Genomic DNA, 23,593 nt, shown 5'->3' with positions numbered 1-23,593 from the left:
CTCGCCTTCGGCGCCGGCTGACCCGTCTCATCGAGGCGCGCAGTGGTGCGGTGGGGTCGTTGCTCTCGAGAAGTACGGCCTGGCCGTCGCGGGTGGTCTGCAGTTCGCCAAGAACCCCGCAAGGGGCAGAACGGGTTAAGGGAGTCCACCACTTCGTGTCGATGTCCGCCTGACACAGGGGACAGCCAATTCTCTCCAGGTTCGCCCCGCAGTCGACTGCCGTCACCACGTCATGCCACGTCACCTCGATCAGTGCCGGGAAGTGGAGACCGCAGGACGTACGCACTGGAGCTGCCTTTCATAGACGTCTCCCAGGATGTCCTCAACTTGGATTTTCACGTCCAGGACCGCGAGCCGCTCCAGCGCTCTCGGGCCGAGGGCCAGGAGTTCCATGCCGTCTGTGCTGGTATTGGTCATCGGTATGGCTGCTCCCCTGCCCAGATGCAGGAGAAAGAAGTCCTCGCCCTTCTCGAGGCCCAATGACGTCAGGGAGGCGAGAGCTGCGTGCCACGGCATCCAATCCGGTGCTATGACAGCAGACGCAGGGCCCCGTGCGGAGGCCCGGACCTGGTACTCGACGGAATGGACGGTGCACCTGCCACCTCCCGCGTTGATGAGGAGCACGGTGCGCCGAGAGTCTTCGAGTTGGCCGCTGTTCGCGGTGCGTGCGGACCAGCTCAAGACGGGCCGCATCGTCTGCGAGAGCTGGGAACGCGTCAGAACGATACCCGTGAGCAAAGCGACCACAGCCGCACACGTCGAGGCATCGAGCACGGTGAACCGCCACGGCCAGGCACCTCGAACATCGGCATTCAGATTCGACTTGATGATCTCCCATACCAAATCGGCCAGTGCGAACCCAAGCAGGGCACGTGGCCACCGCAAGGTCCTGCCACTGGTCGCGACACGCCACTGCTCCCACCGAGACTCCCCCACATGCCCTCCCGTGCCCGCGCTCCCCAAGCCACCATGCAGGGTGCGACCCAGGGACGCAACGCCGCGTCCAGACCCTCATGCTCAACCTTCCGGCCGTCCTCGCCCAGGAGCTCGCTCCGCTGACGACCCTTCTCGCGCAGAGGAACGCCGACGGCCAGGACCAGGACGACGTTCCCTATGGGCCGGAGATGGGCGAGCAGCTGCTCGGTGCTATCGAGGAACTGCGCACGCTCCTGGAGACCGCACGGCAGGAAGTCGGTGCCGAGCTCGCCGCGCTGCGCGACGAAAGCAACGCGCTGCGGGCCGGCCTGGAGCAGCTGCACGTACGGGCCGTCGTCGAGGAGCCTGCAGCCGCGGTGGTCGACAAGGAGCACAGCGAGCTGCTGAAGCAGGCCGCCCGGGTCTCCTCCGCCGACCTGCTCTGCCATCGCGACATCTGGGAGTTCATCACCGTCCAGGCTGGACGCCACCAGCATTTCCGCGTGCCGCCGCAAGTGGCCGATGAGGGTGCCGAACGAATCAGGGCGGCGGTCTCCGGACGGTCCCTGATCGCCCTGCTGATCAGCCTGCACGCCGTCAAACCCGCCGCACGCGACGGCGACGGCGACCGAGAACTCGCCGCCACCCTGTACGAACGGATCGAAACCAGCCTGGCCGCCCTCGCGGGACAGGGCGATCCGGTCACCATCACCCTGGACGACCGGACCCCGCCCACCATGAGCGCAGGTGCCTTCCGCTGCCGCCAGCGACGCACCGGACCAGCCAACCAGCGAACAGGCCGACGTAGAGGACCAGCCGCCCAGCCCCGGCCTGACCGAAAGGGCCGCAGCAGCCGGCGAGAAGCTGAAGCGTCGCACCCAGCCCGACCCGCGCGGCTCGGTGGGCTTCGTTGCCGATTCCGGCCCATTGAGAATCTCAAGGTCCAGCTGATTCAGGGGACCGTCCCTGCGCGCGCGGGCCATACGACGAGATTCCCGGCACGACCGCGATAAGGAGCAACTGTTCGTCAACCCGCGGCAATCTGGACAACGCGCGTCGGCAGCTGAACAAGTGGCAGCGGCGCATGGCCCGCCGCCATGTGAAGGGCTGCCGGCGCACCGTCAGAGCGCGGGATGGTGCGAGGCCCGGGACCAGGTCGCGCACCTCATGGGACTGGTCGCGCAGCGGCGCGCCTCGACCCAGCACCTGCTGAGCAAGCAGCTGGTCACGCAGTTCGAGCACGTGGCGCTCGAAGACCTGCGGGTGAAGAACATGACCCGTACAGCGCGCGGCACCGTCGAGGCGCCGGGGCGGAACGTGGCGGCGAAGGCGGGGCTGAACCGGGCGATCCTGGACGTCGGGTTTGCGGAGATCCGGCGCCAGATCGAGTACAAGGCGAAGTGGCACGGCGTGACCATTACCGCGGTCAACCCCGCCTACACCTCGCAGACCTGTCACCGGTGCGGGCACGTCGACCGCAAGAGCCGGCGCAGCCGCTCCCTCTTCCAGTGCACCCGGTGCGGACACGTCACCCAGATCCGCGACGACATCCATGAAGCCTTCCTAATCCTGGCCTGCGCGCTCATCTGCTGGCGCCGGCTGACAGCAGCTCAGCGCCGCCACTCGTAGGCACTGGGGGAGGTCTCCGCAACTTCCCGAGGCCAGGCCGCCTGACTTGCCGCAGCCGTTCGTCATGGTCATCGGCCCATCCATCAGGTAGACGTACCGGAACCCGGACCGACGTCCCCGTACTGGCAAAGTCTTCCACCACGACCACGGAGATCCCGTTCTGACTGGACGGTTCGAATCTGATCTCGGGGTTACGTCCGTCGCCCATCCACGCGGCGTCCCGCCCGGCGGCGAGAGAGCCCAGAACCTGTGACCAGCTGTCCAGGTCGTCCGGGGCCAGGCAAACGTCCAGGCGTCCCTGGGCGAACCCGCTCGTCACAACGATCTCGGCATCGAGGAAGTCGTGCCAGGGCAGCACCCCGGGCATGTGGCGGCTCAGCACTCGAACCAAGAGACGGCTCTCTCCGTCGGCCAGGCAAATGAGATCCACGGCGCTGTCCTCGGCCATCTCCGCTCCCCACGCTCGCATCGACTGCCGTCATGATGCACGCGCACGGACACCCGGCTCGCACGGGGCATTGCGTTAGGAGTTCTCAGTCCAAGGGCTGGGTTTCACAGCCACCGCTTGGCGGCCTCGACGCTGTCGCCGCCGCTGGTGTTGAACGCGATCGCGGCACCGGGTGCATGGTGCCTGACCAGGTTCACGACCTGCTCGAAGAAAGTCAGAGCTGGCTCCGGTTTACGTATCCCGCCCCCGATGACGACGACGTCCCAGTCTCGTTCAGACAGTGCGGCGATGAGCGTGGACTCGGCTGATTCGTCCGGCGCAATCAGCCCCATAGAAGCGTCGATGGCATGTTCTCCGAAACGGGCCAGTTCCTTGTCCAGGACCGCGCGCATGGCGTCCCCGTCCATACCAGGCACTGTGTGAGGGTCGAAACCAAGAATGAGAACGGAAGGCATGCCCTGTACGACGATCAGCCGACCGTCTCCGTTCCCGCTGCGACTTCGCTCACAACCTCGTAAGCCGGCACAGAGTAGGTCTCGAGGTCCGGGCGTCAGCACGTCAGACGATGGTGTGGTCCAGCAAAGCCCACATCCGATCCAGCTGCCCGCGCTCGATCGCTGTGTCCGGATCCTGTGCGAGCAGGCGTGCCGCCCCTGCGACCAGCGAGGCCACCGCCACGAGCCGGATCTGCTGATCCGGGGTGAGCCACGGCGCGTCCTGGACCACGCACGGCACGGCGGCCAGCTCGCTGCGCGTCACTTCGTCTACGCCGCCCGTGCCGTCGCTCATCACGCCGTAGGCGTCCATGCGGTCGCACTCCTCCGGAGTCAGGGAGGCAGTCGCCGTCTCGATGGCCTCCGGCAGCTCCCCGGCGAGCCAGGCCCCGACCGGGCAGGCAGTCGGCGCACCTGGCAAGGAGCGGACCCACGCGGCTGCCCGGCGGCCGGCAGCCGCGGCGGCGGCCAGGGCCTCCTCGCCCTCCCACAGCTCGGACGGAACAGCTTCAGGAGACCTGGCGGGCAGGTGAGAGGTCCTCACCCTCCTCTAACCGCTGGAAGAAGTCATAGGTCACCGGCGACCTCCGCCGCCCACTCCTCAGGCGCGCCGACGTGAGAACCAGCGGCCGGGCTTCCGCGCCGGCTCCGTCTGCTCCTGGTGGTCGTCCTGGTCGTGGCGCTCGGGACGGTGGTGGAGTGTCTGGGCCAGCTGCACGGCGACGAGGGCTCGCCGCTTGCACCGGTCGCAGAGCGTGGGGTGGATGTCTGCCGGAGTGCCCCAGTCGGTGGCCTGGGCCGTCTTCCAGCGTTCGTCGGTGAACTTCGTCCCGCAGCGCGCACAGGCCGGGCGCTGCGCTTCCCGCTTGGCCGCCCGCTGTTCGGCGTCCTGGCGCTCGCGCTCGTGGGCCGCGCGCTCGCGGGCCCGCTGCTGGGCCCAGTGGCGTTCCAGGGCGGCCTGGTGGCGGGGGTTTCCGCTCGCGTCGAACAGGTTCTGCGGGCCGGGACGGCCGAAGCGGTGGAAGACCTGGCCGTGCGGGCCTTGTTCGCGGAGGTCGGCCAGGGTGGTCGTGATGACGGGGATCTTCCTGTCGTAGTGGTGGAGGTCCTCCTCGTAGTCCTTGGTCCCGGCCCACAGGTGCCGGGTGAGAGCAGCCAGGCGCGCGATGGTGCGCTCGGGGTTGCGGGCACCGAGCGGGTTGAACACGAACAGCACCGGCGGGTAGGGGTTGTCAAGCCCCGTGCCGGGTGGGGTGTTCCAGCGGGTGCGTCACATCGGCTGCGCCTTGCCCTAGGTGTCTTTCACCTTGCGGTGGTAGAAGCGGGCGTACTTCTCCAGCTTGTCCGCGAGCTCCTCCACAGTCTCGTGGCAGTTGTCGACCTCAACCAACAGCAGCGGGATGTTGTCCTGGGGCGCGGTCAGGACGATGTCGGCCTGGGCGCCGCCCTGGCCCGGCGTACTCCAGGACCCGGCCACCGGCAACGCGACCTCGGTCCAGTACGAGCCGATGCTCCCCACCCCCCGGGGGCGTCGACGACGGACTGAGCGGCCGCCCGCACCGCAGGCGAGTCGGTGGCGAGCTTGGCCAGATCCGGCTTCGGGCGCAGCAGGTCGATCACGGTTTCGTTGACGGCCATCGGGTGGGAGGCGCCGGCGGCGCCCGCGCCGCGTGCGGTGGCGCCCAATCTCGGACAGGGGGCGTTGGAGTTCGGTGGCGGCGGCCTCCAGGCCCTTGAGGGTCAGGGGACGCAGAGTCTCGCCCGTGCTCGTCGAGCCGCCGGTCGTGACGAGGCGGTGGGTGCGCAGGTCGGCCAGGGCGGCGGTGTGCGTCGCGGTGCGGGCCGTCTTCCGCTTCGCCGCCGTCGGCTTCTCCGTGTGGCGATGGTTCAGGTGCGGCATGGCGATCCGCTGGATCTGGTCCGTGGTGGCGACCTTAAGCACCCCGAGGACGCGCAGTACGTCCGCGCGCGCCGTGTTCGTCGACCCGGCCGCGTTCGACGTCTGCTTCCCCGCCGCCATCAGCTCGCCGCCTTCGCCGCACGTCCCCCTATCGGCTGGCCGCCGGCTGGGCTTCGTCCGGTGTCCGGGACCGGCACCCGATGCTCTCCTCCCTCAGGTGGGGAGAAGAAGGGGTGTGACAACGCTCCGTTCCGCCCTGACCAGCAACTTTGCCCGGTTTCGGCGACCGGGCACCAAAGGGGGATTCCAAGGGCCACCCCGGACCGACCCTACAGGGCGTGGGTCACTGTTTGGGTCACTGCCCGCAGCAGATGGGCCAGCGTCCCCGGGCCGTCCGCGCAGCGCACCGATCGGCTGGCCCAGCCCCGACTGTCAGTGCCGGGGCCTCAGGCGAACTGGACGAGGAACACGTCCGCATAGGATCCGCCGATGACGACAGCCAGCTATCTACAGCTCGGGCCACGAGTGGCCATACGCCACATATGCCGCGATGACTATGAAGAGCTGACAGCGCTGAGAAGAGCCAGCGCCGACCTGCTGCAGCGCTGGCTGGGAGCCCGTGAAGAGTCAGAGGAAGCCTTCTGCGACCATCTGGCACGGTTCGAGCTACCCACCTACGAAGGGCTCGTCATCTGCCTGCGCAGCACAGGGGCGATCGTCGGCGGCGTCAACTTCAACAACATCGTCATGGGCGGACTCCGAAGCGGAACTCTGGGATACACCGCATATATCTCCACGACTGGACGGGGCTACATGACGGAGGGCCTCAGACTCGCGCTCCAACACGCCTTCGAGACGCTGGGCCTGCACCGGCTCGAAGCGAATATTCAGCCTGACAACATCCCTTCCCTGAAGCTAATCAAGCGGCTCGGGTTTCAGCGAGAGGGCTACTCACCCGCTTTCCAGCTCATCAACGGCGCATGGCGAGATCACGAGCGCTGGGCCATCACCGCAGAGGTCTTGAAGCCGGCTGGAACGACCGACACCGTCGATCCTCCTGCCTGAGCCGAGAATTCAAACGGCACTCAGCGGTGCAGACGGCAGGTCTGTCAGCGCTGGCCGGCGCGGCTGATGAGCCCGAGCTCCTCCACGCGCCCGAGTTGGTAGGCGCCCGAACTCGTGCTCGACAGACTGACCCGGGCACCGGTCTGCCGGACCGAGGGCCCCTCACCGTGCTCGGCAATCCACTCCCGCACCGCCCGCAGGACCGTCTCCTGCCGCGCCGACAACTCGGTGGTCTGGCGGCTCACGCCGATCGCTCCCCGCGTGGCTGCGCAGCCGAGCGGGCCTGGCGGCGCAGCTCCACCCGGGCCGCCGGCACACCGCCAGGGGTGGTCGACCAGAACGGATGCGTGTGCAGGACCGACAGCCTCAGCAGACGTCGGCGCAGCACGGTGGAGTGGCGGGGGTTCGGCACGGCGAGGGCGTCGTAGGTGTCGTTCCATGCCTGCTGCGCGCGGACGAGGCCATCGGTCCGTGGGCGTGTACGCGCACGGCAGCTGTCCTGTGTCACCGAAGTTTGATCTTTGCCATGGAAGTTTGAGGACCATCGAGTTCGTGCCATCGAAGTTTGATCGGCGCGACCATCGGATCAACTCATCCCGGAACCGTGAGCCGCTGGCGCCCACTGTCAGCCGCGCCAAGCACAATGCGGCCATGAGCTACGACTTGGCTGTTTGGGAAGGCGTTCGCCCCGCCGACGACGCGGCGGCTACGGCGACCTTCGAGGACCTCTACCGCAAGCACATGCGGCACATGGGAGGCCAGAAGACTCCGCCCACCCTCTTGATCAGGCAGTACGTCGAGGCGCTGGTGTCGCGCTGGCCCGACATGAGCCCCGATGACGACGCCGAAGCCGAGGAGGCATGCCCCTGGTCCGACGGCCCATTGATCAACAACGCCAGCGGCCCGCTGTTCTACTTCGGCATGGCCTTCAGCAAGTGCCAGGAGACCGCGCCGTTCGCCGCAGATGTCGCCCGAACTCTCGGTCTCGTCTGTTTCGACCCTCAGGACCAGCGCCTGGCCTCCTGACCAACGTCACCCGTTGAGCGCGGTCGAGCACGAAGAGGCATCGCTGCGTCGGCCGCATCGATCAAACTTCGATGGCACAGGACAGCAGCACCCCGGTGTGGCGCGGGCAGGCGCTCTACCCCCTTGTCCACCGTCCGGCCAACCGTCGAGACCGGCGATGACATGGCGGCAGCAGACCTGGACAAGGGGGGTGTAGCGGAGACGGACAGGGTGCGCGGCGCATCCGGGGGCCGCCGCCGGCTGTGGGTGGCGTGGGATCCACTCGGTGGCCGGCCGTCGGTGTGCGGGCGCTAGGCGGGAGGGCAGGACGGGGTGGTCGATGTGGTGCTCGATCTCCACTCCGTACTCGCCGCCCAGACCCGGCGGCCGACCGCTTCGGCCACCGCGACTGAACTTTTCCGGACTAAGAAACGATCAAGGTTTGTGCGCTCGCGCCAGGACGTTGCAGCTGCCGCATGGGCGGTGTCAGCCCGGCACCCGAGGGGCCGACTCGCCCCATCACCATCCCTGCAATCATTTGGTCGTGAGTTACGACCTTGCGGTGTGGGACGGTGAGCGGCCGCCCGATGACGATGCGGTGGGCTCGGCCTTCGATGAGATGTACGAGCGCTACCTCGAATCGGAGGATGTCGCTGTGCCGCCCTCCTCGCACATCAAGGCCTATGTGAACGCCTTGATCGAGCGCTATCCGGAGGATGACCGTGACAGTCCATGGGCGTCCCCTCCGGTCATCGACGAAGCGTCGGGACCGATCGTGTACCTACTCATGTCCTACAGCAGGGCCGAAGAAGTCTCCGAGTACGCCGCTTCGCTGGCACGCGAGTACGGGCTGATCTGCTTTGACCCGCAAGGCGAACTCTGCGGTCACGAGTGGCCCAGAGCAGCAGTCGAGGCAGGGACTTGGTTTATCCTCGGAGGCACATGCGCAATCGCCTGCGGGGCAACGAGAGGTGCTTGAGTGTTCGCTGGGGGAACCGCACGGCTGCTGGTCAGGAACGACGGTGAAGCAGCATTGGAGCTGACCGTGGAGCCGTGGGCCGATGCCTACCAGCTCCTGCCGGGGCAGACCTGCGTCCTTGTCACTCACTCCCCGGCGGAAGACGGCTCTTGGTCCGGAACGCTGCGTCGGGACGAGCCGTTCCAGGTCGACCATCGGCGGGATTCGGTCACGGTGTGGGCCAACGGCAACTGCTTCCACCTCAGTGACATGGCGGGCGGTGCGATCGATGCGGCTGACTGGCAGTGCCCTGCCCAAAGCGGTGATCCTGAAAAGTAGTCGGCTCGACCCGGCGCCCACGGCAGTAAAAGCGGCCCCGCCGAAGGCGGGGCCGTGAGTACTTCGGTGGTGGGAGGTAGTCAGCCTGGCAGTCCGGGTTCTCCCATATCGAGTTGAGGCGTGGGCGTGTTGTCTGTGAAGACGGGGATCCCGAGGTCGACCAGTTGAGGGCGTCCGTCGGCGGGGGCGTTCTTGAGGCTGCTGAGCTTGGCCATCGCGGCGTCGAAGCTGACCTGCAGCCCCCCGACCTCACCGAGCCAGCCGTTGGCGCGAGCCTCGCGGATGCGTTCGCGGAGGTTCTGGATGATCTCGATGAGGCGAGGTTTCTGACGGGGGTCCATCTGGAGGACGGGGCAGCGAATGCAGGCTTCTCTGAACTTGCCGGGTGGGGCCCCTGGACCACCCTTGAGGCCTCGATAGGGTCAGGGTGATGAATGGGAACCGAGGCCGCTGGCCGAAGATCGATGAGGAACGCGGCGTCGGGAACGTGACGCTTCTGATCTTGGAGTGGCTGGGCGAGCAGGGTGTGAACGCCATGATCAGGATGGACGCCGAGAGACTGGCTGACAACGCGCCAGCGTGGACGTTCGCCGCCAGCGGTGGCCCGTTGACGCATGGGATGCGAGCCGACGGGAGGACTGTTCAGCAGTGCATGTCCGTTGCTCTGGCCCGCCTGCGCGACTCCGGTCTGTCGGCTCCGTTCTGATCTTCGTCGGCCTTTGCTGAAGCTCGCCTTGAAGAACTCAGTTGAGGCGATCTGATTGCTGGAGGGTTGGTCAAGGCAGGAGCGGTCTGGTTGCGGTCCAGGTGACGAGTCGCTCGCGTACCGGGCCGGGTGTCAGGTAGCCGACCAGGCTTTCTAGATGGGCCGTCAGGTTCTTGTGTCGGCGCAGCTCGCGGATCTGCTCGGTGGGAAGGTCGCGCCAGCCCTCGGCGAGTCCAGCAGCCTGTGGGGGCGTGAAGGTCAGTGTGTCGAGCGTGTCGGACGCCAGCGCCTCGGGATCCCAGTCGGGGTCCGTGTCGTCGGGGCCCAGTCGGTCGATCACCCACGTCCGGAGCGTGAACTCCTGCTGAGCTACCCGCGCAGGTTGTCCCTCGGCGTGGTCGAGCATGCGCCGGTTCGCGAGCAGTGACAGCTTCGCCCACTGGCGACGAGCTTCCTGGGGATGGCTGGAGTTGTAGGCCTGTCCCTGCGCGGCGACGCGTGCCGTCTCGAGTTGCTGACCGTGGGCGTCATGGATGAACGTCTGCAGCTGGCCGAGCGTCCACGTGCTCATATCGCGGACCAGTTCGTCTCGATGTGCATCGCTACTCAAGGTCCCTACTCCTGGTCGTAGGCGTGCTGAGACTGGACTCGCGAGCGGGAACCCCGGGCTGAGAGCGGCGACGGCTGGCTCGCGGGGGCGCTGCCCTTGCAAACCCAAGGTAACGGCCAACGAAGCGCGGGCGGAGTTGCGAGCCCGCTCCGCCCGCATCTCCGCTGACCCGCCCCTACGTCGCTGTGTCAGCGCGCGGGTCAGTGGCAGCCGTCCTCCGCCGCCCGGCAAGCAACCGGGCAGGTCCGCCAGGCTCATAGCAGGGTGCTGTCGGCCCTGCTCCACCTCCCGCCCCCGGCAGGAACACCCGGTCAAAGGCGACGAGATCGCCGTCAGTGTTGAACGTCACCAACGCCGAGGGCGCCGAGGAGTTCCTCGGGCTCCGGGTGCGTGCCGGTGGCGAGGTAGCGGATCCCCTCCCCTTCCGGGCGGGCGCCGGTGTCCTTGCCGATGGGGTGGCGGCGACTGGTCGCGGTGCGCCACCCGTAGCGCTCGTCCCACACGAGAGCCGGCGCGCCGTGCCCCGCGGTCAGTGGCACGGCGGCGGCCAGGTGCCCACCGGCCAGATGCCGGACCTCGACCTGGACCGGTTCTGCGACTCCGGCCTGCGCCAGGACGTCGGCGGCATTCTGCAGGTACGGCACGGCGGCGCGGGCGTGGAGCTCCGCCTCGGCAGCTGCCACTGCGCCCCTTCGGGTGACCTTCGGGTAGCCGAGGCGCTCGGCGGCCTGGTCCGCCTTCAGGTCCGGTTCAGCTTCGATCAGGTCTGCGATGCGCCGGCCCCGGATCCGAAGCAGGCCCTCCTGCGCGGTGGGGAACATGGCGATGCCGAGGGTGTCGGACACCTCCGCGAGGGTGACCGCCGGGTTCTCGTCGAGGAGCTCGGCGATCCGGGGCAGGATCAGGTCCCGGGGAATCGCATCCCCGCTTCCGGTACGACGGCCTCCGCCGGCGCCGCGGCCGGGCCGTGAAGCTTTGAACGCGCTCAGGACGCCCCGCGGCCAGTGCTCCGTACCGCCCTCGGCCGGGACCAGGACCACATGCTCGGCCAGTCTCGGGACGTACTTGTACTTGTGCCACGTGGGCGTAGTGACACCGAGTTCGGCTGCGGCCTCGTGACGGTCGAGAAGGTCCTCGTCATCGTCCGTCTCCGGAAGAGGCGGGGTCGGCTTCCCTGCGTAGAACGCCTTGGTCTGCTCGCTGTCCCAGAGCAGTGCGCGGGCCGACTTCGAGCTGATCGGAGCCGGGTGCCCCTCCTGGGCGTACGGCCTCTTGTTCTTCAGCGTGCCGGGCGCCATTCCCAACTCCGCGGCCAGGTCGTCCGGAGTCTGCACGTACTTAAGGCGTCCGGCGCGGATCATGGCGTCCCATCTCAATTCGAGGCAGCACCATGTGCTGCCCTGGCAGGCGGCATCCCCGCCCGCGGTCACAGACCGCAACCGCGGATGCGAGACAACTTTGCCATGCATGCATCACGGGTGACAAGTGCGGGCCTCCGCGGCCGCGTCATGCGACGTATCCTCTCCTACAGGATGCTCTCCCAGGTCTGCTCCTGTGGGGTGTGTTTTCGGTTGGCCGGTGCCCCTTGCCACCCGCTTCGGCGGATCGGGGCACCGGCCGCTTTCATGCCCGGGGCAGGCAGGAACACGGCCCTCGTGGCCGTGGGTGTTCGGCTGAGCCGAACCAGTTCTTCCGCTGCCGGCCGCCGCGGGAAGGGGGGAGGAACAGAAGGTCTCTTCCCCTTCGGGGAAGAGGTGTCGCCAAGAGGAAAGGCTGACCCAAGGCCCCTGATCTGCAGCGAAAGACCCCCTTGGATTTTCCACAGGCAACTGGTTGAGCAACCCCGATCGCAACAAGCATTCGGCTCCCTGCACCTCCACCAGCAGGGCAACCATTTGAGCAACCAGCCGCCACACGGCTACGCCGGCGCGGCAGCCGTTTCGGCTGCTTCACGGTCTGCGGCGTGGTAGGCATGAGCGGTGATCGGTCGCCTTCCGCTCGACGAGCAGCTCGCTGCCCTCAGGTCTGTGCTGTCCCGTAACGAGGTGCTGGTGGAGGTGTTGAACCGTGCCGCTCGGATGGGGCTGCCGGGTTGGTACCTGACGGCCGGCTGCCTCTTTCAGACCGTCTGGAACGTGGCCACGGACAGGCACCCCACCAGCGGGATCAGGGACTATGACGTCTTCTACTTCGACGATCATGATCTGTCGTGGGAGGCAGAGGACACTGTGATCAAGGCCGCCGACGATGCCTTCGCCGGCTTGCCGGCAGAGGTCGAGGTCCGAAACGAGGCCCGCGTACACCTCTGGTACGAGCAGAAGTTCGGCGTCGCGTGCGCTCCTTACACCTCCACGGAGGCTGCCATCGACAGCTTCGCTGCTACTACCTGCTGCTTGGGGGTTCGCCTGGAGCAGGATGGGCGGTGGCGCGTCTATGCACCGCATGGGCTTGCCGACGTGTTCAATCTCGTCGTCCGGCCCAATCCAGTGCTTGCTCCGCGCGAGGTGTACGAGACCAAGACCGCCCGCTGGCGGCAGCAGTGGCCCGAGCTGACGGTGCTCGACTGGCCCTCAGAACCCACCACTCTGACGCCCGCTTCAGCGTGAGGCACGGAGTCGACGCAGACAGATGATGCTGCACGCGAGTCGCAGCAGCCGACGTAGAGATCAGCGCGCCGTCCGTAGCGGACACGGATGCGCTTGCACTGGGGCAGCCGCCGCGAAGGGGCGATCGAGAACTCGGCGCACCTCGCCGAGGCCGGCCGTGAACACGCGAAGCTAGCCTGGACATGGTTCGCCAGACGTTCGCCCGTGCCGGCTTTCAGCTACATCTGGACATAGCCTCGTCTGCGGAAGGGCTGCTCGTCGTCATGAGATCGTTTGGCAGCAGGGAGTACAGGTTGAGGTCGACCCGGCCTGTGTGAACGAAGCCCGCGTTTCGCAGGATGCCTTCGTGGCGGAAGCCGGCCTTGAGCGCGGCCTTCTGGGAAGCGGTGTTCTCCGTGGCGGCTCGGAGTTCCAGACGCTGGAACTCCTGGTCGACCATGAGCCACTGAGCCAGTGCTCTGGTTGCCTCGCCGGCGATTCCGAGGCCGCGAGCCCAGGGAGATATCCAGTAGCCGACTTCGCTCACCAGAGCTCGCCAGTCGGTCTTCTTCAATCCGACGGTACCCATGAACCGTCCCGTGTCAGCGTCTGCGACCGCGAAGTGAATGCCGTCGCCAGACTCTCGGTGGGCATGAGCAACGGTGGTGCACCAGGTAGTCGCGTCCTGCAGCGTGTAGGGCCGGGGAAGAGGGAGCCAACGCTGGATGAGCGCATCCGCGCAACTTGCGTGTGTGTCTGCGATGTCAACGTCGGTGAACGGGCGGAGGATCAGTCGTTCTGTGTTCAGGACTGTTTCGGGGAACATCCGCATATCCGTCCGTAGCCGAGCAACCCTGCCGACGCTAGCAGTACCCAAGAGACGTCATCTGATCAACAGGCTCACAACCAGCCGCTCATCGTCACCGACCAGAGAAGCTGAGCCAGAGCTTGATACATCGTGGGCCAAGCCATCGCGACGCACGCCACCCGTCGTGGCCCTCAGCGGCTGCGCCCCGAAGTGCCGCAGGGTGCGGGTGACGCGGCTGCGCCTCACCGTTGCCGCGATCTCTGGGCGCTCATGGGCGATGGCGTGGTTGCGTGAGTCAAGGTCGAGCCCGACGTGTGTCGTCCTCTCAACAGGTTCGCGACCCGTTGCGCAACTCGCCCCAAGGCGCCTGGGCGGGCCAGGGTCGCCTGTACGAGGCCATCCCTGGTGAGGCCGGCCGGTGCTTTGACGTTGTCCGTGATCTCCGGCGGCGGGGTTGGGGGCAAGGTGTGCTCGGCCGCTACTGCCGTCGGCTCGTCAAGGTGATCCTTCGAAAAGTCCCGGCCGCACCGGAATGTTCGTCGCACCTCACCGGTCCGCGCCGGCGGCGAACGACCGGAGGTGTCCGGTGGCCGAAGCAGGAAGCGCCGGTCGGTCCGACTGCCGGGCGACGCGGCCCGGACGTGCCGCACGGCGGAGACGGGATCGCACGTCGGTTCCCCCAGGGCGCGGGTGCATGCCACTGTGGACTGCCCTGAAGAGGAACAGGGCCCGTGTGACGTTCGGAGTCCCCATGCCCACAATGCCCGCATCGATCAAAGTGGCCCGCGTGTTGGGAGCGTTCACCCTGCTCTGCACGCTCGGGGCCGTCCTCGCGGGGCTGGCGCCGACCCGGTCCGTGCCCAATGGGTACCTGCTGATCCTCGCGGCGATGGCTGCCGTCTTCGTCGGCTGCTGGGTGGCCGTCTCCTGGGCCGCACTGCGACGGCGCGCCATGGGTGGCGTCGACCTTGTCAAACATCCGGCGCAACAACGCCGGTGGAAACTGCTGCGCACACTGGTTGCTCTGGTGTTCGCGCTGAGCAGCGGATCCGCGCTAAGCCAGGGCATCGGTCCCGACGGCGAGATGGCAGCGTGGGTGAACAAGGTCCAGCGGGCGGGCGGCGACACGTATGCCGTGCCCATCGACCGCGTCGTCGGCACGCCGGAACCCACCGGTGTGAACATCAACGACGTCGACCAGTACGCGACGACCGTAACCGTGTTCCTCAAGACTCCCGAGGGGCGCAGGAAGTTCACCGTCGACGGCGTGCGGACGCGCGGTACGCCGCAACGCGGCGAGCAGGTACTAGTGATGTACGCGCCCGCCCATCCCGAACTGGGCGTGCGGGACGATCCGACCGGGTTCTTCGACGGTAGCTTCTTCCTCATCTTCATCTGGGCGTGGACGTTGGTCGCGATCTTTGCCGGGATGGGATTCATCGAGGAGGAGGACGTCGCGCTGCTGCGGCGCTTCCGCCCCCGCATCCACCTCCCGGTCATCACGCTCTTCCTCCTCGGCGGCACCCTGCTCCTCCCCCTGAAGCTGGGGTTCCCCCCGACGTTGGTCGGCTGGCTGCTCGCGCTGCTGGCGTCCGTAATGCCATGGCTCGCCCTGGTATGGGTGCGCAGATCGGCGTAGCCCAAGGCCGCCTCCCGCGGTGCTCGTGCACTGCGCCCGTGCTCTTCGGCTTGTTCTTCAACCACCGCCTATGTCAGCCACCTCCTGGATCCCTGCGGCGTTGCGCCTCGGACTCTGCGATGCACCCGCCTTGCCGACCTCGTGAACCCCCTGGACCCCAAGCTCGTCGCCGCAGCCCTCGGCATGGATCCCGAGGGCGTCATGATCTACCTCGCCGATCACGTGGATGCAGGACGCCTCCCCGACGCGTAGTGGCCGCGACGGGTGCGGCCTGCGTGAACTACCGTTCAACCGATGAGCTCCCACGACACTGACCTTGACGCGCCGACCGCCGTGACAGTCCGCTGTCAGACCAACCGCTCCGTCAGTGTGCGGCTCTGCGACTCGTCCCGGCCTGACGAGGACCGCGTGCAGTACGTCGTTGAGGCGTCCGCGCCGGGGCTGACCATGCGCGTTGACGGGGTGGTCGCCTGGAACTGGGGCGCCGACCTGGTGCCCTTCCTGGAGGGACTGGCTGCGGACTTCCGCGGCTGGGACGGGCAGCGGGTCTGGCAGACCAACGACCGCGATCTCACCGTCAGCGCGGTCTTCCGCTCAGGCGGTCACGTCGGGCTGACCTGGACTCTTCACCCATGGCGAAGTGCGGCCGGTGGCTGGGAAGCGTCCGTCACGACCTGGCTCGATGCCGGCGAGCAGATGTCCGCCCTCGCGGTCGATGTCCGGCGCTTCCTCACACAGGAGATCGGTGGCCGTGGCTGATCTGCGGCTCGTCTGGACTCTCAGCGGACACGGATGGGCCGACTGCAGCATCGCTGACCGGCAAACCGATGCTGAAGTCACAGCCTCGTACATCACCAGCGCCCCCGAGGACCTCCTGACAGCGGTCGCCCGACTGGTCAGCGGTGAGGCCGAGACGCGTGCGCAGTTCGAGGCAGAGCCCACCGCTTTCCGGTGGATCTTCTACCGCGCAGGCAATGACGTGTGGATCCGCCTCCTTCAACTACCCGACGGCGCCAAGCACGACAACGCCGGGACCGAGATCTGGTCGACCCAGCAGAGCGTCGATGCCGTGGCGCGAGCAGTGATCCGCTGCTTCGACGAAGTCGCCACGAAGTACGGCGAGAGCGGCTATCGCGGCAAGTGGGGCGAACACTTCCCCCGCGCCGAAGTCGAAGCCCTGAGGTCGATCTGGCGCACACACGGCTCCGGCCCGGCAGCCTGACCCCCGGAACCCGTTGACATTCGGCGCTGCCTCGCACAGGTTGAGCGGAACATGTGCGCTTTCCACAAGCCCATGTCGATCGTGATCACGGCCGGGCAGCGCGGGGACTCGCCGCAGTTCGAACCGGTGCTGGAGAAAGTCCGCGTGCCCCGCGTCGGGCCGGGCCGGCCACGCGTCCGCCCCGATCGCGTGCGGGCCGACAAGGCGTACGCCTCCCGCCAGAATCGCGCCTGCCTGCGCCGCCGCGGGATCCGCTGCACCATCCCGGACAAGACCGACCAGGCGCGCAACGACCGGTTCACCCCCCGCGACGGCCCGGCTGCTCGGGATGCCACTGGTCAGCACCCGCAGCACCTCCTCGTACGACTCCCGGGCGAAGAGACACAGAGCCAGGACGAAGTACACGACCAACCGGGCCGGCAGAAGTCGGCGGCGCCGTTCGGCGCGGTCATGCTTGGCTATCGCCGCGTCCACCAGCTCGGCGGTGAACACCTTCGCCGAGATCCCGATGCGCACCCGCTGGCCCGCGCCCCACCCCGTCCCACGCGGGGCAACAATCTCCGCGACTCAAAGGCAACTGCATTGTGCTCGCGAGGCCCCCGGCTATGCGTACGCGGGCTGGGGCCGAGGTCGAGACGTGCCGGCTCACCCGCGGATGCGGTCGAAGTCGTGGCCGTGCTCGTCGACCAGGCGGTCGACGGCTTCCATCCACACTTCCAGCCAGTAGCCGGGTGAGCTGCTTTCGTACGGGCGCTCGCCCAGCCGGTTGGACATCAGCTGTAGGAACACCGCTTCGGGCAGGGCGTCCTGGGAGCGGCCCTCCATCTCGCTGTCGGTGTCGTCGCGGTCCGGGTATGGCGGCACGTCGCTCGCCAGCAGGTGCACCCCGGCAGCGTCGTTCGCGGCCAGCCACGCACGTTCCTGGTCGAGGACCGCGCGCAGCGTGTGCACCAGGCCCCAGTGCCGTTGGGGGGTGACCAGCAGCGGTCCGCCGCCTGCGGTCGATGGCAGCAGCCGTACGCCGATGACGGTCCGCCGCGCGTCGCCGGTGTCGGTCCTCTGGTAGTCGGCCGAGTCGCGGGACCGCTGGGCCAGCCACCGCAGGTACTTCGTGATGCCGTCCCGGCCCACCGCGGCCGGCCGGCGGCCCTCGCCCGGCAGGGTGCGCAGGAACATCGCGCACCACCGGGCCGCGTAGCCGACCAGTCGAAGCCGCTGTGCGGAGACACTCGCGGTTCACGCTCCTCGACGAGTGCCCGGCAAACGCGGAGAGCTGGTTCCTCGCCCGGTGCTTCGACGCGCTCCTCGCCCGGGGCGTGCGCGGGGTCGTCTCGTTCGCCGATGCCGTGCCGCGCACGGACGCCTCGGGGGCGGTCGTCGCCGTGGGGCACGTCGGAACGATCTACCAGGCCACTAACGCGGTCTACATGGGCCGGGCGACGCCGCGGACCCTGAAACTGCTGCCCAACGGCCTTGTGTTGAATGAGCGGATGGTGCAGAAAGTGCGTCGCCAGGAGCAGGGCCACGAGTATGCCGAAAGGCTTTTGATCCAGTTGGGAGCGCCTGCTCTTCGGGCCGGTGTCGACCCGAAGGTCTGGCTCCGCGAGGCGCTGGTGACCGTAGGGGCCCGGAATCAGCGGCATCGAGGCGTGCATCGATATGTGTACCGTCTCGGCAGAAACCGTCGGGAGCGGGAGAGCATCCGCTTGGGGTTGCCGACGATCAGCTGCTACCCGCAGTCCGCCGATACCTGATCATGGACTCCGGGTCGAGCCGCACCCGCTCGCTGAGGATCACTGCGCGGTGTAGCCGCCGTCGACGGGCAAGGCGATGCCGGTGACGTAGCTGGCGCCGGGGCTTGAGAGCCACAGGACGGCCTGGGCGATCTCGTCGGCGGTGCCGAGGCGGTCGATGGCCTGGCCGGCTTCGGCCTGGGTGCGGTCGAGTTCGCCGCCTTCGACCATGGCGTCGACCATCGGGGTGGCGATGGTGCCGGGGCAGACGGCATTGACGCGCACGCCGCGGGGGCCGTATTCGAGGGCGGCGCTCTTGGTCAGGCCGATCACGCCGTGCTTGGTGGCGTGGTAGGCGGCGCGGCCGGGGTTGCCGACGAGGCCGCCGAGGGAGGAGCAGTTGACGATCGTCCCGCTGCTCTGGGTGCGCATGTGGCGCAGTTCGTGTTTCATGGCGGCCCAGATGCCGCGCAGGTTGATGTTCTGGACGCGGTCGAACTGCTCGGCGGATTCGTCGGCGGCGTCGGTGGGCGGGGGCATGATGCCGGCGTTGTTGTAGGCAATGTCGAGCCGTCCGAAGGCTTCGACGGTGCGGTCGACGGCGGCGGCGACCTGGTCCTCGTCGGTGACGTCACAGACCAGAGCGAGGGAACGGTGGCCGGCGTCGGTGAGTTCCTTCACGGCGGCGGTGACGGCCGTCTCGTCGATGTCGGCGAGGCCGACGGCGGCGCCGGCCTGGGCGAAGGCGCGGGCGGTGGCCAGGCCCATGCCGGAGGAGGCGCCGGTGACGAAGGCGACCTGGCCGGTGAAGTCGTAGGTGGGGTTCATGGTGTTGGCTCCTCTCGCGGGGGTTTCGGCGGGGTGGTCTTTCGGGCGGGGGTGCCCGAGAAGGTCAGGTGGTCTGGCCGCCGTCGACGACAAGGGCGGTGCCGGTGGTGAAGGCGGCGTCGGTGGAGCAGAGCCAGAGCACGGCAGAGGCGATCTCCTCGGGGGTGCCGAGGCGGCCGACGGGTTCGTCGGCGATGAGCCCTTCGCGCCCGCCGGGGCGGGTGACGCCGAAGCGGCGGATCATTTCGGTGTCGATGATGCCGGGGCAGACAGCGTTGATGCGGATGCCTTGTGCGGCGTGGTCGAGGGCGGCGGAGCGGGTGAAGCCGATGATGCCGTGCTTGGCGGCGGCGTAGGCGGCCTGACCCTGGAAGCCCTTGACGCCGGCGCCGGAGGAGACGTTGACGATCGCGCCGCCGCCGTCCTGGCGGAGCATCTGGCGGATCTGGGCGCGGGTGCACAGGAATGCTCCGGTGAGGCTGACGCCGAGGATGCGGTCCCAGTCGTCCTTGGCGGTGTCGGCGGCCGGCTGGACGGGCTGTTCGACGTCGGCGTTGTTGAAGGCGGCGTCCAGGCTCCCGAAGTGTTCGACGGTCCGGTCGACCGCGGCCTGGACGTCGTCCTCGCTGGTGACGTCGCAGGTGAGGGTGAGGGATTCGCCGCCGGCGGCGTTGATGAGGCGGGCGGTTCCACGCAAACCGTCTTCGGAGAGGTCGGCGAGGGCGACTCGTGCGCCCGCGCGGGCAAAGGCGAGGGCGGTGGCCTGTCCGATGCCGCCGGCGGCGCCGGTGACGAAGGCGGTCTTGCCGGTGAAGTCGTAGGTCACGGTCACGATGGTTCTCCGATCGAGGGGTGCGGGCTGTAAGGGCTCCGGGGTGAGGCGGTGCCGCGAGGGCACCGGTGCGGCGGGTGGGGGGCCGGATCAGGAGGCGACTTCGATGGTGATGCGTGTCGCCCGGCCGAGCTGGTCGGCTTGGACGTCGAGGTGGCCGAGGATCAGCAGGTCCGGGGAGGGGGCAGGCCCGTCCTGGTAGAAGAGGGCGAGGTTGCCCCACGGCGCGTAGTAGGCGATGTCTCCGGCCTTCGCGGCGGCCGGCGCGGGGGCGCCGTCGGTATCCAGCTTGCGGGGAAGGTCGGCGACCCGCTCCGTGCCGTGGAAGTCCTCCAGGTCCAGGGTGAGTGGGAAGAGCTCGGCGAGGTCGCGGGCGGCGGGGCTGTCGTTCAGGACGGCGTCGATGGGACGGCCATCGAGGGTGACCCGGATGTCCATGGATGTACTCCTTCCGGACGGGGACGGCGCCGGCTGCTGCTGCCTCCCGGAAGCGGCAGAGGGCGAGGCGGCCGGGGCGTTCTCCGGTGCTGCGCCGGAGCAGGCGGTCACGGTCAGCAGCAGGGCGAATGCCGGAGCCGCACGCAGCACGCGGCGAGGAGCGGCGCGGTTCGTGGACGGCGTCCCGGGCCTGGTCATGCAGGCATGGGCTCGGCGTAGTGCCGGAACGCACCCCGCTCGGTATGGATGGCGTACAGGCGCTCGGCCAGCGCGGCCGGGCTGGAGCGCTCGGAGTCGGTACGGATCGCGCCGGGCACGATGAGCTGGGCGACGTGGATGTTCTCCGGCGCGAGGGCGTCGTGGAGCATCGCCACGTAGGCGCTCTCGGCGGCGAACGCGATCGAGGTCCCGGCCACCTTGGGGTTCGGGCGCACGGCGCTGCCGCCGTTGACGAACAGCAGCGTGCCCCGGCCCAGCTCCCGCATCCCCGGCAGAACCGCGTGCACGCAGGTCACCGGGCCCTTCACGGAGAAGGCCAGCGGGTCGTCCAGGTCGGCGGCAGTCGTCTCCAGGACCGGCTTCATGAAGTCGCCGCGGGGCACGGGGCTGAACTGGAGGACCTCGATGGGCCCGAGCGCCTCGGCCGCCGCGTGCAGAGCCGCGGTCAGGGAGGCGGGGGCGAGGACGTCGGCGGTGAACCCGCGGGCCGTGATGCCGTCCCGGGCCAGCTCGGCGACCCGGTCGTCCTGGTGCTGGGCGTTGCGGGAGATGAGGGCGACATGGTGGCCAGCGGTGCCGAAGCGGCGGGCGGCGGCCAGGCCCAGGCCGGGGCCCGCGCCGATCAGGGCGAAGGTGGTCACGATGGTGCTCCTGGTTCAGTCGGTGGCCGGGGCGGTGGTGTACTCGGCGTCGGTGACGGGATCGAGCCAGTGCACGACGTCGTGCTCGTCGTCGCCCTCGTTGATGGCTAGGTGGACCATGAGCCGGTTCGGGGCGGCGCCGTGCCAGTGCTCCTCGCCGGCCTCGAACAGGACGCGGTCGCCGGGCCGGATGACCTCGACGGGTCCGCCGCGGCGCTGGCACAGGCCGACGCCCTCGGTGACGAAGACGGTCTGCCCGAGCGGGTGGCGGTGCCAGTGCGTGCGGGCGCCGGGCATGAAGTGCACCAGGTTCGCGGTGACGCGGGAGGGTGCGGGGGCGGCGGCGACGGCGTCGATGTAGACGTCGCCGGTGAACCAGTCGGCCGGCCCCTTGGCGGTGTCGATCGAGCTGCGGGTGATCTGCACGGAGTGCTCCTTGTGCGGGGTCGATGGGGTCAGGGCTTGAGGAGGGTCTTGATGGCGCGGCGCTCGTCCATCGCCTGGTAGCCCTCGGCGACCTGGTCCAGGGGGAGGGTGAGGTCGAAGACCTTGCCCGGGTCGATCCGGCCCACAAGGACGCGGTTGATCAGGTCGGGGAGGTAGCGGCGTACGGGGGCGGGGCCGCCGCGCAGGCCGACGTGGGAGAAGAACAGCTCCTGGCCGTCGAGGGCGACGTCGTGGGGGACGCCGACGAAGCCGACGTTGCCGCCCGGGCGGGCGGAGTGCAGGGCCTGAGCCATGGACTGGGCGGTGCCGACGCACTCCAGGACGCTGTCGGCGCCGATCCCGCCGGTCAGCTCCTTGATCCTTTCCACGCCCTCGTCGCCGCGTTCGGTGACGATGTCGGTGGCGCCGAACGCGCGGGCCAGCTTCTGCCGGGACGCGTGCCGGGACATGGCGATGATGCGCTCCGCGCCCATCTCCTTCGCCGCGATCACCGCGCACAGGCCGACCGCGCCGTCCCCGACGACCACGGCGGTCGAGCCCGGCTTCACCTCGGCGGCGTCAGCTGCCCACCAGCCGGTGCCCATGACGTCGGAGACGGCCAGCAGGCCCGGCCACAACTCCTCGCCCGGAACGTCGCCGGTGGCGACCAGGGTGCCCTGGGCGTTGGGGATGCGCACGTACTCGGCCTGGCAGGTCGACATGAACTCGCGGTGCAGGCAGTTCGACTGGAAGCCGTTGACGCAGTTCGCACAGGTGTTGTCGGAGGTGGCGAAGGAGCCGACGACGAACTGGCCCGGCCTCACCGCGGTCACCTCGGAGCCGACCTCCTCGACGAAGCCGACGTACTCATGGCCCATCGGGTGCGGATCACCGATTGGCTCGGCGCCGCGGAAGGGCCACAGGTCGGAGCCGCACACGCAGGTCACCGCCGTGCGGATGATCGCGTCGGTGGGGTGGAGCAGCTTCGGGTCCTCCAGGGACTCGAAGCGGACGTCGCCGGGGGCGTGGATGACTGCGCCGCGCATAGATGATCTTCCTTCGCGTGCCGAGACGTACGGCCCCAGGAGGCCGGGGGCGTCGCCGAGTGCAGGGCCGGGCACTCGCCCCCCGTCGTCGTGACCGGGGCGAAGAGCACCACGTCATCCAGGTAACCCGCTCTTCGCGCGGGCAGCGAGACACCATCAAGGGGTGTACTGCCAGTACACCCCTATGGGCGCGGGCGGGACGTACCGTCGAAGGCGTGGACAACCAAGCTGAGGTCCGCGAGTTCCTGACCTCGCGGCGCGCCAAGATCACCCCTGAGCAGGCCGGCCTGCCCTCCGGGAGCCGCCGGAGGGTGCCCGGCCTGCGCCGCAGCGAGGTCGCCGCCCTCGCCGACGTGAGCGTGGAGTACTACGCCAAGTTGGAGCGCGGCAACCTCGCCGGCGCCTCCCCGGCCGTCCTCGAAGCCCTCGCCCGCGCCCTCCAGCTCGACGATGCCGAACGCGCCCACCTGCTCAACCTCGCCCACACCGCCGACGGCTCCGACGCCCTCACCCGCCCCAGGCGCCGCACCGCGCAGTGGAAGGCCCACCGCAGCCTGCAGTGGGTCCTGGACGCGGTCACCGCCGGTCCCGCCTTCGTTCGCAACGGCCGTATGGACCTCCTGGCCGTCAACGATCTCGCCCGCGCGTTCTACGACGATGTCTACGCGACGGCCGGCAACCACACGAACCTGGCCCGCTTCCAGTTCCTCGACCCCGCCTCCCGGCGCTTCTACCCCGACTGGGACCAGGCTGCCGACGTCGCGGTGGCCATCTTGCGGACCGAGGCCGGCCGCAACCCCCACGACAAGGACCTCCACGACCTCGTCGGCGAGCTGTCCACCCGCAGCGACGACTTCCGCACCCGTTGGGGCGCGCACAACGTCCGCCACCACGGCACCGGTACCAAGCGCTTCCACCACCAGGCCGTCGGTGACCTGACTCTCGCCTACGAGGGCCTGGAGATGGCCGCCGCTCCCGGGCTTACCCTCACCATCTACACCGCCGAGCCCGGTTCGGCCTCCGAGGAGGGCCTGCGGCTGCTCGCCTCCTGGGCCGCCACCCAGAACACCGCCTCGCCCGCGGGGCGGGGTGCCGACTGACCACCAC

General features: G+C 68.7%; 30 protein-coding genes and 3 pseudogenes. 14 read left to right on the top strand and 19 right to left on the bottom strand.

The window, feature by feature from the left end; all coding sequences use genetic code 11:
- The first annotated feature begins 1,013 nt into the window (after nt 1-1,013).
- Together ACZ6C6_RS09570 and ACZ6C6_RS09565 are read left to right on the top strand one after the other, a co-directional pair.
- Complete coding sequence (locus tag ACZ6C6_RS09570; protein WP_469200770.1) at nt 1,014-1,928, top strand: hypothetical protein; 915 nt, start codon at nt 1,014-1,016, stop codon at nt 1,926-1,928.
- Nucleotides 1,929-1,986: 58 nt separating this feature from the next.
- On the top strand, nt 1,987-2,544 hold the full coding sequence (locus tag ACZ6C6_RS09565; protein ID WP_469200768.1) for an RNA-guided endonuclease InsQ/TnpB family protein: 558 nt from the start codon (nt 1,987-1,989) through the stop codon (nt 2,542-2,544).
- Here ACZ6C6_RS09565 and ACZ6C6_RS09560 read toward each other — a convergent pair.
- The 5 genes from ACZ6C6_RS09560 to ACZ6C6_RS09540 form a co-directional block, all read right to left on the bottom strand.
- The gene (locus ACZ6C6_RS09560; RefSeq protein ID WP_469200766.1) at nt 2,498-2,992 is read right to left on the bottom strand and encodes a DUF5959 family protein; all 495 of its coding nucleotides are present in this window, start codon (nt 2,990-2,992) and stop codon (nt 2,498-2,500) included. The two genes, ACZ6C6_RS09565 and ACZ6C6_RS09560, sit on opposite strands and share 47 nt — an antisense overlap.
- 104 nt (nt 2,993-3,096) lie before the next feature.
- Complete coding sequence (locus ACZ6C6_RS09555; protein ID WP_469200764.1) at nt 3,097-3,447, bottom strand: hypothetical protein; 351 nt, start codon at nt 3,445-3,447, stop codon at nt 3,097-3,099.
- Between the two features lie 103 nt (nt 3,448-3,550).
- The gene (locus ACZ6C6_RS09550; protein WP_469200762.1) at nt 3,551-4,030 is read right to left on the bottom strand and encodes a hypothetical protein; all 480 of its coding nucleotides are present in this window, start codon (nt 4,028-4,030) and stop codon (nt 3,551-3,553) included.
- A gap of 57 nt (nt 4,031-4,087) precedes the next feature.
- Nucleotides 4,088-4,693, bottom strand: a complete 606-nt coding sequence (locus tag ACZ6C6_RS09545) for a hypothetical protein (RefSeq protein WP_469200760.1) — start codon at nt 4,691-4,693, stop codon at nt 4,088-4,090.
- A gap of 84 nt (nt 4,694-4,777) precedes the next feature.
- Nucleotides 4,778-5,506, bottom strand: coding sequence for a hypothetical protein (locus tag ACZ6C6_RS09540; RefSeq protein WP_469200758.1), 729 nt, complete (start codon nt 5,504-5,506; stop codon nt 4,778-4,780).
- Between the two features lie 369 nt (nt 5,507-5,875).
- Between ACZ6C6_RS09540 and ACZ6C6_RS09535 the strand changes: the two genes are divergently transcribed.
- Complete coding sequence (locus ACZ6C6_RS09535; RefSeq protein ID WP_469200756.1) at nt 5,876-6,451, top strand: GNAT family N-acetyltransferase; 576 nt, start codon at nt 5,876-5,878, stop codon at nt 6,449-6,451.
- A gap of 44 nt (nt 6,452-6,495) precedes the next feature.
- Here the strand turns inward: ACZ6C6_RS09535 and ACZ6C6_RS09530 are convergent, their stop codons facing one another.
- On the bottom strand, nt 6,496-6,696 hold the full coding sequence (locus tag ACZ6C6_RS09530; protein WP_469200754.1) for a LexA family protein: 201 nt from the start codon (nt 6,694-6,696) through the stop codon (nt 6,496-6,498).
- Nucleotides 6,693-6,959, bottom strand: coding sequence for a hypothetical protein (locus tag ACZ6C6_RS09525; protein ID WP_469200752.1), 267 nt, complete (start codon nt 6,957-6,959; stop codon nt 6,693-6,695). The genes ACZ6C6_RS09530 and ACZ6C6_RS09525 overlap by 4 nt, the downstream gene beginning before the upstream one ends.
- Nucleotides 6,960-6,985: 26 nt before the next feature.
- On the opposite strand from ACZ6C6_RS09525, the gene ACZ6C6_RS09520 reads away from it, so the two are divergent.
- The 3 genes and pseudogenes from ACZ6C6_RS09520 (at nt 6,986) to ACZ6C6_RS09510 (ending at nt 8,753) form a co-directional block, all read left to right on the top strand.
- Nucleotides 6,986-7,477, top strand: coding sequence for a hypothetical protein (locus tag ACZ6C6_RS09520; protein ID WP_469200750.1), 492 nt, complete (start codon nt 6,986-6,988; stop codon nt 7,475-7,477).
- Nucleotides 7,478-8,000: 523 nt separating this feature from the next.
- Nucleotides 8,001-8,333 (top strand): annotated as a pseudogene (locus ACZ6C6_RS09515) (hypothetical protein); the annotation flags it as partial.
- Nucleotides 8,334-8,435: 102 nt separating this feature from the next.
- Nucleotides 8,436-8,753, top strand: a complete 318-nt coding sequence (locus ACZ6C6_RS09510) for a hypothetical protein (RefSeq protein ID WP_469200748.1) — start codon at nt 8,436-8,438, stop codon at nt 8,751-8,753.
- Between the two features lie 80 nt (nt 8,754-8,833).
- Here the strand turns inward: ACZ6C6_RS09510 and ACZ6C6_RS09505 are convergent, their stop codons facing one another.
- On the bottom strand, nt 8,834-9,094 hold the full coding sequence (locus ACZ6C6_RS09505; protein WP_469200746.1) for a hypothetical protein: 261 nt from the start codon (nt 9,092-9,094) through the stop codon (nt 8,834-8,836).
- 89 nt (nt 9,095-9,183) lie between these two features.
- Here ACZ6C6_RS09505 and ACZ6C6_RS09500 point away from each other — a divergent pair, with 89 nt between their 5' ends.
- Nucleotides 9,184-9,459, top strand: a complete 276-nt coding sequence (locus tag ACZ6C6_RS09500) for a hypothetical protein (RefSeq protein WP_469200744.1) — start codon at nt 9,184-9,186, stop codon at nt 9,457-9,459.
- A 70-nt stretch (nt 9,460-9,529) separates the two neighbouring features.
- On the opposite strand, the gene ACZ6C6_RS09495 is transcribed toward ACZ6C6_RS09500, so the two are convergent.
- Nucleotides 9,530-10,069 (bottom strand): hypothetical protein, encoded by a 540-nt coding sequence (locus ACZ6C6_RS09495; RefSeq protein ID WP_469200742.1) that lies wholly within the window; start codon nt 10,067-10,069, stop codon nt 9,530-9,532.
- Between the two features lie 332 nt (nt 10,070-10,401).
- Nucleotides 10,402-11,430, bottom strand: coding sequence for a DUF6292 family protein (locus ACZ6C6_RS09490; protein ID WP_469200740.1), 1,029 nt, complete (start codon nt 11,428-11,430; stop codon nt 10,402-10,404).
- 618 nt (nt 11,431-12,048) lie between these two features.
- Here ACZ6C6_RS09490 and ACZ6C6_RS09485 point away from each other — a divergent pair.
- Nucleotides 12,049-12,675 (top strand): nucleotidyltransferase family protein, encoded by a 627-nt coding sequence (locus tag ACZ6C6_RS09485; RefSeq protein WP_469200738.1) that lies wholly within the window; start codon nt 12,049-12,051, stop codon nt 12,673-12,675.
- A gap of 214 nt (nt 12,676-12,889) precedes the next feature.
- Here ACZ6C6_RS09485 and ACZ6C6_RS09480 read toward each other — a convergent pair whose 3' ends face one another.
- Nucleotides 12,890-13,480 (bottom strand): GNAT family N-acetyltransferase, encoded by a 591-nt coding sequence (locus ACZ6C6_RS09480; RefSeq protein WP_469200737.1) that lies wholly within the window; start codon nt 13,478-13,480, stop codon nt 12,890-12,892.
- Nucleotides 13,481-14,213: 733 nt separating this feature from the next.
- Between ACZ6C6_RS09480 and ACZ6C6_RS09475 the strand changes: the two genes are divergently transcribed.
- From ACZ6C6_RS09475 to ACZ6C6_RS09460, 4 genes and pseudogenes are all read left to right on the top strand, one after another.
- On the top strand, nt 14,214-15,101 hold the full coding sequence (locus ACZ6C6_RS09475) for a hypothetical protein (protein WP_469200735.1): 888 nt from the start codon (nt 14,214-14,216) through the stop codon (nt 15,099-15,101).
- Between the two features lie 294 nt (nt 15,102-15,395).
- Nucleotides 15,396-15,860, top strand: a complete 465-nt coding sequence (locus ACZ6C6_RS09470) for a DUF6228 family protein (protein WP_469200733.1) — start codon at nt 15,396-15,398, stop codon at nt 15,858-15,860.
- Nucleotides 15,853-16,323, top strand: coding sequence for a hypothetical protein (locus ACZ6C6_RS09465; RefSeq protein WP_469200731.1), 471 nt, complete (start codon nt 15,853-15,855; stop codon nt 16,321-16,323). Before ACZ6C6_RS09470 ends, ACZ6C6_RS09465 begins: the two co-directional genes overlap by 8 nt.
- 66 nt (nt 16,324-16,389) lie before the next feature.
- Nucleotides 16,390-16,620, top strand: a pseudogene (locus ACZ6C6_RS09460) (transposase); the annotation flags it as partial.
- Between the two features lie 30 nt (nt 16,621-16,650).
- Here the strand turns inward: ACZ6C6_RS09460 and ACZ6C6_RS09455 are convergent.
- A pseudogene (locus ACZ6C6_RS09455) lies at nt 16,651-16,839 on the bottom strand (transposase domain-containing protein); the annotation flags it as partial.
- Between the two features lie 129 nt (nt 16,840-16,968).
- Complete coding sequence (locus ACZ6C6_RS09450; RefSeq protein WP_469200729.1) at nt 16,969-17,499, bottom strand: hypothetical protein; 531 nt, start codon at nt 17,497-17,499, stop codon at nt 16,969-16,971.
- Between the two features lie 41 nt (nt 17,500-17,540).
- Here ACZ6C6_RS09450 and ACZ6C6_RS09445 point away from each other — a divergent pair, with 41 nt between their 5' ends.
- The gene (locus ACZ6C6_RS09445) at nt 17,541-18,077 is read left to right on the top strand and encodes a Mom family adenine methylcarbamoylation protein (protein WP_469200727.1); all 537 of its coding nucleotides are present in this window, start codon (nt 17,541-17,543) and stop codon (nt 18,075-18,077) included.
- A gap of 39 nt (nt 18,078-18,116) precedes the next feature.
- Here ACZ6C6_RS09445 and ACZ6C6_RS09440 read toward each other — a convergent pair whose 3' ends face one another.
- The 6 genes from ACZ6C6_RS09440 to ACZ6C6_RS09415 form a co-directional block, all read right to left on the bottom strand.
- Entirely contained in the window at nt 18,117-18,884 is a 768-nt protein-coding gene (locus ACZ6C6_RS09440) for an SDR family NAD(P)-dependent oxidoreductase (protein ID WP_469200726.1), read from the bottom strand.
- A 64-nt stretch (nt 18,885-18,948) separates the two neighbouring features.
- Nucleotides 18,949-19,716: a glucose 1-dehydrogenase gene (locus ACZ6C6_RS09435; RefSeq protein ID WP_469200723.1), complete on the bottom strand. Its 768-nt coding sequence runs from the start codon at nt 19,714-19,716 to the stop codon at nt 18,949-18,951.
- A 90-nt stretch (nt 19,717-19,806) separates the two neighbouring features.
- On the bottom strand, nt 19,807-20,154 hold the full coding sequence (locus tag ACZ6C6_RS09430) for a cyclophilin-like fold protein (protein ID WP_469200722.1): 348 nt from the start codon (nt 20,152-20,154) through the stop codon (nt 19,807-19,809).
- Nucleotides 20,155-20,348: 194 nt separating this feature from the next.
- Nucleotides 20,349-21,014 carry an SDR family NAD(P)-dependent oxidoreductase gene (locus ACZ6C6_RS09425; protein ID WP_469200720.1) on the bottom strand — a complete coding sequence of 222 codons (666 nt, stop codon included), beginning with the start codon at nt 21,012-21,014 and terminating at the stop codon, nt 20,349-20,351.
- Nucleotides 21,015-21,029: 15 nt separating this feature from the next.
- Nucleotides 21,030-21,440, bottom strand: a complete 411-nt coding sequence (locus ACZ6C6_RS09420) for a (R)-mandelonitrile lyase (RefSeq protein WP_469200718.1) — start codon at nt 21,438-21,440, stop codon at nt 21,030-21,032.
- 29 nt (nt 21,441-21,469) lie between these two features.
- The gene (locus tag ACZ6C6_RS09415; protein ID WP_469200716.1) at nt 21,470-22,486 is read right to left on the bottom strand and encodes a zinc-dependent alcohol dehydrogenase family protein; all 1,017 of its coding nucleotides are present in this window, start codon (nt 22,484-22,486) and stop codon (nt 21,470-21,472) included.
- Nucleotides 22,487-22,701: 215 nt separating this feature from the next.
- On the opposite strand from ACZ6C6_RS09415, the gene ACZ6C6_RS09410 reads away from it, so the two are divergent.
- Complete coding sequence (locus ACZ6C6_RS09410; RefSeq protein WP_469200714.1) at nt 22,702-23,586, top strand: helix-turn-helix transcriptional regulator; 885 nt, start codon at nt 22,702-22,704, stop codon at nt 23,584-23,586.
- Nucleotides 23,587-23,593: the final 7 nt, after the last annotated feature.

The organism is Streptomyces sp. NPDC041814 (assembly GCF_055590565.1).
The sequence above is the reverse complement of the archived record's forward strand: the minus strand, read 5'-3'. Positions and strand labels throughout refer to the sequence as shown.